The organism is Streptomyces aurantiacus, assembly GCF_001418335.1.
In the GTDB taxonomy this organism is placed as follows: Bacteria; Actinomycetota; Actinomycetes; order Streptomycetales; family Streptomycetaceae; genus Streptomyces; species Streptomyces aurantiacus.
In genome coordinates this window covers 23,334-29,427 of sequence record NZ_LIPP01000145.1, presented here as the reverse complement: position 1 = coordinate 29,427, position 6,094 = coordinate 23,334, and the positions used below count along the sequence as shown (strand labels likewise).

Genomic DNA, 6,094 nt, shown 5'->3' with positions numbered 1-6,094 from the left:
GATGTCGGCGGCGGTGACCAGACCCGGGCCCTGCTTGCGCAGGTACATCACGACCGGCTCGTCGTGCTCCGAGGAGACGACCAGCTGCTTGATGTTGAGGATCAGGTCGGTGACGTCCTCCTTGACACCCGGCACGGTGGTGAACTCGTGCAGGACGCCGTCGATCCGGATGCTGGTGACAGCAGCGCCGGGGATCGAGGAGAGGAGCGTACGACGGAGGGAGTTGCCGAGGGTGTAGCCGAAGCCCGGCTCCAGCGGCTCGATCACGAACCGGGAGCGGAACTCGTCGACGACCTCTTCGGTCAGCGACGGGCGCTGAGCAATAAGCATGAAGGAGTCCTTCAGTCATGGGCACCCACTATTTGATGCCCTTGAGTACTACCAAGGGTACGGGCGGCACGCCTCCGAAGAGCCGTACCGCCCGCGCCCCAACAAAACTAAGACAACCGTGCGTCAGACGCGGCGGCGCTTGGGCGGACGGCAGCCGTTGTGCGGCGTGGGCGTCACGTCCTGGATCGAGCCGACCTCCAGGCCGGTGGCCTGGAGGGAGCGGATCGCGGTCTCGCGACCGGAACCCGGGCCCTTGACGAAGACGTCAACCTTGCGCATGCCGTGCTCCTGCGCGCGACGGGCGGCCGACTCGGCGGCCATCTGCGCGGCGAAGGGCGTGGACTTGCGCGAGCCCTTGAAGCCGACGTGGCCGGCGGAGGCCCAGGAGATCACGTTGCCCGAGGGGTCCGTGATCGAGACGATCGTGTTGTTGAACGTGCTCTTGATGTGCGCGTGACCGTGAGCGACGTTCTTCTTTTCCTTGCGGCGCACCTTCTTGGCAGCGCCCTGACGACCCTTGGGGGGCATCTATAACTCCTACGGGGAGGTGGTCGGTCCTACAGCGAAGACCGCTGATGAAGCGTTGTCCGCTGAGGACTACTTCTTGCCCGGCTTCTTCTTGCCGGCGATGGCGCGACGCGGGCCCTTGCGGGTACGAGCGTTCGTGCTGGTGCGCTGGCCGTGCACGGGCAGGCCACGACGGTGGCGCAGACCCTGGTAGCAGCCGATCTCGACCTTGCGGCGGATGTCGGCCTGAACCTCACGGCGGAGGTCGCCCTCGGTCTTGAAGTTGTTGTCGACGTACTCGCGGATCCGGACCAGCTCCTCCTCGGAGAGGTCACGAACGCGGGTGTCGGGGTTGACGCCGGTGTCGGCCAGCGTCTTCTGTGAGAGAGTCCGGCCAATGCCGAACACGTAGGTGAGGGCAACCTCCACGCGCTTTTCGCGCGGGATGTCAACACCGGAAACGCGTGCCATTCAATGGCTCCAGTTGTCGTTCGGAGGTCTTCCACAGAACCGTGTCCCGCCCGCCGTCATCCTCTTCGCTCGAAGACTCGGTACGAACGGGTCCCCGGCCTCCGACCGGGGGTGTCGGATCCCTGTGAACAGCGGATCCGGGCTCTGCGTATGAACATGTACGTGCGTCGCGCGAAGTTCTGCGGGTGCAGAAGGTGCGGTCGTGCGTCAGCCCTGGCGCTGCTTGTGGCGCGGGTTTTCGCAGATGACCATGACCCGGCCGTGACGGCGGATCACCCTGCACTTGTCGCAGATCTTCTTGACGCTCGGCTTGACCTTCATGGTGAGGTTCTCCGGGTCAGTGCCACCACCCCGCGGGAGCGGGGCACAGGCAAGATCTACTTGTACCGGTAGACGATCCGGCCACGCGTCAGGTCGTACGGAGACAGCTCCACCACGACCCTGTCGTCAGGGAGGATGCGGATGTAGTGCATACGCATCTTGCCGCTGATGTGTGCCAGAACCTGGTGGCCGTTCTGGAGCTCAACCTTGAACATGGCGTTCGGAAGAGACTCGACGACAGTGCCCTCGATCTCGATGGCACCTTGCTTCTTGGCCACGCTTCGCCTTTCGAATCGACTACCTTGATCGACTCCGCGCTTACCACATGCAGACATGCGGATGCACGAGAGCCGACGAGTCAGTCTACGACAGTGCCCTCGGAAAGACGAATCGAGAAAGTCTGCCCCACAAGGGAGATCCCTAAGCAGGAACGCGCCCCTGGGGGGGCGCCCCGTAAGGGGCGCGGGGCTGTGACATATGCGGCTCCGCCGCGTGGGCGCGATCAACCCCCACCGACCGGCAGGACGCGCCCCACACACCAGCCCACCCCCACGGGGCGGCTCACCCCAGTGGATCAGGCGCAGCCGTGATCCCGTACTCGGCCAACTTCGCCCTGCCCCCGTCGGGAGACGTGAGCACCAGCGGCCCCTCAGCCGTCAGCGCGACAGAATGCTCCCAGTGGGACGACCACGTACCGTCCGTCGTGATGACCGTCCAGTCGTCCGAGAGCACCTCGGTCCTGGGCGTGCCCAGCGACACCATGGGCTCGATGGCGAGGCAGAACCCGGGCACCAGCTTGGGGCCCTTGCCCCGGCGGCGCTCCACGTAGTTCAGCAGATGCGGGTCCATGTGCATCTCGGTCCCGATGCCGTGGCCGCCGTAGTCCTCGACGATCCCGTACTTGCCGCCGCCGGGCTTCGGCTGGCGGCGGATGTACGTCTCGATGGCCCGGGAGACGTCGACGAGCCGGTTTCCCAGCTTCATCGCCGCGATGCCGGCCCACATCGACTCCTCGGTCACCCGGGACAGCTCAATGAGCTCCGGAGCGTGACCGGATCCAACGAAGACCGTGTAGGCGGCGTCACCGTGCCAGCCGTCGATGATCGCGCCCGCGTCGATCGAGATGATGTCCCCGTCCTTGAGGACGACGTCGTCGCTCGGGATGCCGTGCACGACGACCTCGTTCACCGAGGTGCAGATCGTGGCGGGGAAGCCGCCGTAGCCCAGGAAGTTCGACTTCGCGCCGTGCTCGTCGAGCACCTTGCGGGCGACCTGGTCGAGATCGCGGGTCGTGGCGCCGGGCACCGCCGCATCCCGCGTCGCCCGGTGGACGGCGGCGACGACCAGGCCCGCCTCACGCATCTTGGCGATCTGCTCGGGGGTCTTGATCTGCACCATGGGGGCCCGCGCTCTCCGTCTTCTCGACCTGCTCGACCTGCTCGACCTACCTGCACAACAGTACGGCCGCGGCACCCTTCGAGGGCACCGCGGCCGAACCGGCCAGGACGACTACTTGTCGTCGCCCTCGCTGTCGTTCTTGCCCTCGCTCTGACGGCTGAGGGCGTCCATCGCGCGCTTGGTGACCTCGTCCACCTTGCCGAGCGCCGAGATCGTCACGACCAGGCCCTGGGCCCGGTAGTAGTCGATGATCGGCTCGGTCTGGGTGTGGTAGACCTCCAGGCGCTTGCGGACGGTCTCCTCGGTGTCGTCGTCGCGCTGGTACAGCTCGCCGCCGCAGGCGTCACAGACGCCTTCCTTCTCCGGCCGGCTGTACGTCACGTGGAAGACGTGACTCGAATCGTTGCGGCAGATGCGGCGGCCGGCGATGCGCTTGACCACCTCGTCCTCGGGGACCTCCAGGTCGAGGACCCCGTCCAGCTCCACGGCGTCGGCCTTCAGCGCCTGGTCCAGCGCCTCGGCCTGCGAGACGTTCCGCGGGAAGCCGTCGAGCAGGAAGCCGTTCACGGCGTCCGGCTGCTCCATGCGGTCCTTGGCCATCGCGATGGTGACCTCGTCCGGTACGAGGTTGCCCTCGTCCATGTACGACTTCGCCAGCTTGCCCAGTTCCGTCTGCCGGCTGATGTTGGCGCGGAAGAGGTCGCCCGTGGAGATGTGCGGGATCGACAGGTTCTTGGCGAGGTACGCGGCCTGCGTTCCCTTGCCCGCCCCGGGCGGCCCGACGAGGACGATTCGCATCAGCGGAGGAACCCTTCGTAGTTGCGCTGCTGGAGCTGGCTCTCGATCTGCTTCACCGTCTCCAGCCCGACACCCACGATGATCAGGATGCTGGTACCACCGAACGGGAAGTTCTGGTTTGCCCCGAAACCAACCAACGCCATCGTCGGCACGAGAGCGATCAGGCCCAGATACAGCGAACCCGGCCAAGTGATCCGGTTGAGTACGTATCCCAGGTACTCAGCGGTTGGCCGGCCGGCCCGGATGCCCGGGATGAAGCCACCATACTTCTTCATGTTGTCCGCGACTTCTTCGGGGTTGAACGAGATGGCCACATAGAAGAAGGCGAAGAACACGATCAGCAAGAAGTACGTGCTGATGTAAATCGGGTGGTCACCCTTGGTGAGGTTCTGTTCGATCCAGGTTTTCCAGCCGGAGGCCCCCCCCGCGAACTGAGCGACCAGCGCCGGGATGTAGAGCAGCGACGAGGCAAAGATCACAGGGATGATGCCCGCCTGGTTGACCTTCAGCGGGATGTACGTCGACGTGCCGCCGTAGGACCGGCGGCCGATCATCCGCTTCGCGTACTGGACCGGGATGCGGCGCTGAGCCTGCTCGACGAAGACGACCAGACCGACCATGACGAGGCCGACCGCGATGACGGTGCCGAACTCGATCCAGCCGTCCGCCAGGTTGCCCTGCTGCTTGATGGCCCACAGCGCCGACGGGAACGTGGCGGCGATCGAGATGAACATCAGGATCGACATGCCGTTGCCGATGCCGCGGTCGGTGATGAGCTCACCGAGCCACATGACCATGGCCGTACCGGCGGTCATCGTGACGACCATCGTGATGGTGACGAAGATCGACTGGTCCGGCACGATCTGGTTGGCGACCGGGCAGCTGGTGAACAGCGCGCCACTGCGGGCGGTGGCCACCAGGCCCGTGCCCTGAAGGATGGCCAGTGCCACCGTCAGATAACGGGTGTACTGCGTGATCTTCGCCGTACCGGCCTGGCCCTCCTTCTTGAGGGCCTCAAGGCGTGGGATCACCACGGTCAGCAGCTGCAGAATGATGCTCGCCGTGATGTACGGCATGATGCCGAGCGCGAAGATCGTGATCTGCAGCAGAGCGCCACCACTGAACATGTTCACCAGGCCGAAGAGGCCCTGGTTCTGGCTCGCGTTGTCGATGCAGGTCTGGACATTCTTGTAGTCGACACCGGGGATCGGGATGTGCGTACCCACCCGATAGATCACGATGATGCCGAGCGTGAACAGCAGCTTCTTGCGCAGGTCGGGCGTCTTGAACGCCCGGGCGAACGCGGTGAGCACGGTGCCTCCTGCGACCCCCGCGCAACAGCGTCAGAGGTGACGGTCTTGAGGTGCGACGAATAAGTAACGGACAGCTAACTAACAGTCAGAAGCCGCCTGGAGTTCCCTGGCGGCACACGGGGCGAAAATGAGCAGCGCAGGCCACCATACCGGCGAGACCGCATCCCCAGGGACTGTCGTTACATTCCCGTCTGCCGGGCGTCGCCCTGTGGACGGGAATGTAACGACAGTCCCTGGGAACGACCGACCGGGGATGCCCCTTTTGTGGGCACCCCCGGTCGGGTTCGCTCAAGTCATCGAGACGCCTGCTGAAATCAGACGAGCTCGGTGACGGTACCGCCGGCGGCGGTGATCTTCTCCTTGGCGGAGCCGGAGACGGCGTCGACCGTCACCTGCAGTGCCACGGAGATCTCGCCCTGGCCGAGGACCTTGACGAGGCTGTTCTTGCGAACCGCACCGTTGGCGACGAGCCCCTCGACGGTGACCTCGCCACCCTCCGGGTACAGCGCCGACAGCTTGTCGAGGTTCACGACCTGGTACTCGGTCTTGAACGGGTTCCGGAAGCCCTTGAGCTTCGGGAGACGCATGTGGAGGGGCATCTGGCCACCCTCGAAGCGCTCCGGAACCTGGTAACGGGCCTTCGTGCCCTTGGTTCCACGACCGGCCGTCTTACCCTTCGACGCCTCACCACGACCGACACGGGTCTTCGCGGTCTTGGCACCGGGGGCGGGACGGAGGTTGTGGATCTTGAGCGGGTTGTTCTCCGCCATGATCAGTCGACCTCCTCAACCGTCACGAGGTGGCGGACGGTGTGAACCATTCCGCGGAACTCGGGGCGGTCCTCCTTGACGACCACATCGTTGATCCGCTTGAGACCAAGCGAACGAAGGGTGTCGCGGTGGTTCTGCTTGCTGCCGATGAACGACTTCGTCTGCGTGATCTTGAGCTGAGCCATG

General features: G+C 65.1%; 10 protein-coding genes. All 10 read right to left on the bottom strand.

The genetic code is table 11. The features are described 5' to 3' along the window. Positions 1–330: DNA-directed RNA polymerase subunit alpha (locus AOK01_RS20120; protein ID WP_483855247.1), on the bottom strand; the 330-nt coding region annotated here is incomplete at its 3' end. A gap of 123 nt (positions 331–453) precedes the next feature. Beyond that, positions 454–858: a 30S ribosomal protein S11 gene (rpsK, locus tag AOK01_RS20115; protein ID WP_003956432.1), complete on the bottom strand. Its 405-nt coding sequence runs from the start codon at positions 856–858 to the stop codon at positions 454–456. Between the two features lie 69 nt (positions 859–927). Beyond that, a complete protein-coding gene (rpsM, locus tag AOK01_RS20110; protein WP_055513621.1) occupies positions 928–1,308 on the bottom strand; it encodes a 30S ribosomal protein S13 in 381 nt (126 codons plus the stop codon). A 207-nt stretch (positions 1,309–1,515) separates the two neighbouring features. Beyond that, a complete protein-coding gene (rpmJ, locus tag AOK01_RS20105) occupies positions 1,516–1,629 on the bottom strand; it encodes a 50S ribosomal protein L36 (RefSeq protein WP_003998809.1) in 114 nt (37 codons plus the stop codon). A 56-nt stretch (positions 1,630–1,685) separates the two neighbouring features. Then, positions 1,686–1,907 carry a translation initiation factor IF-1 gene (gene infA / locus AOK01_RS20100; RefSeq protein ID WP_003948620.1) on the bottom strand — a complete coding sequence of 74 codons (222 nt, stop codon included), beginning with the start codon at positions 1,905–1,907 and terminating at the stop codon, positions 1,686–1,688. A gap of 283 nt (positions 1,908–2,190) precedes the next feature. Next, positions 2,191–3,027: a type I methionyl aminopeptidase gene (map, locus tag AOK01_RS20095; protein WP_055513619.1), complete on the bottom strand. Its 837-nt coding sequence runs from the start codon at positions 3,025–3,027 to the stop codon at positions 2,191–2,193. A 111-nt stretch (positions 3,028–3,138) separates the two neighbouring features. Continuing rightward, positions 3,139–3,825 (bottom strand): adenylate kinase, encoded by a 687-nt coding sequence (locus tag AOK01_RS20090; RefSeq protein WP_055513617.1) that lies wholly within the window; start codon positions 3,823–3,825, stop codon positions 3,139–3,141. Further along, a complete protein-coding gene (secY, locus tag AOK01_RS20085) occupies positions 3,825–5,138 on the bottom strand; it encodes a preprotein translocase subunit SecY (RefSeq protein ID WP_055513615.1) in 1,314 nt (437 codons plus the stop codon). The genes AOK01_RS20090 and secY overlap by 1 nt, the downstream gene beginning before the upstream one ends. Before the next feature lie 314 nt (positions 5,139–5,452). Beyond that, entirely contained in the window at positions 5,453–5,908 is a 456-nt protein-coding gene (gene rplO, locus AOK01_RS20080; RefSeq protein WP_055513613.1) for a 50S ribosomal protein L15, read from the bottom strand. 2 nt (positions 5,909–5,910) lie between these two features. Then, entirely contained in the window at positions 5,911–6,093 is a 183-nt protein-coding gene (gene rpmD, locus AOK01_RS20075) for a 50S ribosomal protein L30 (RefSeq protein WP_055513612.1), read from the bottom strand. Between the last annotated feature and the right edge of the window lies 1 nt (position 6,094).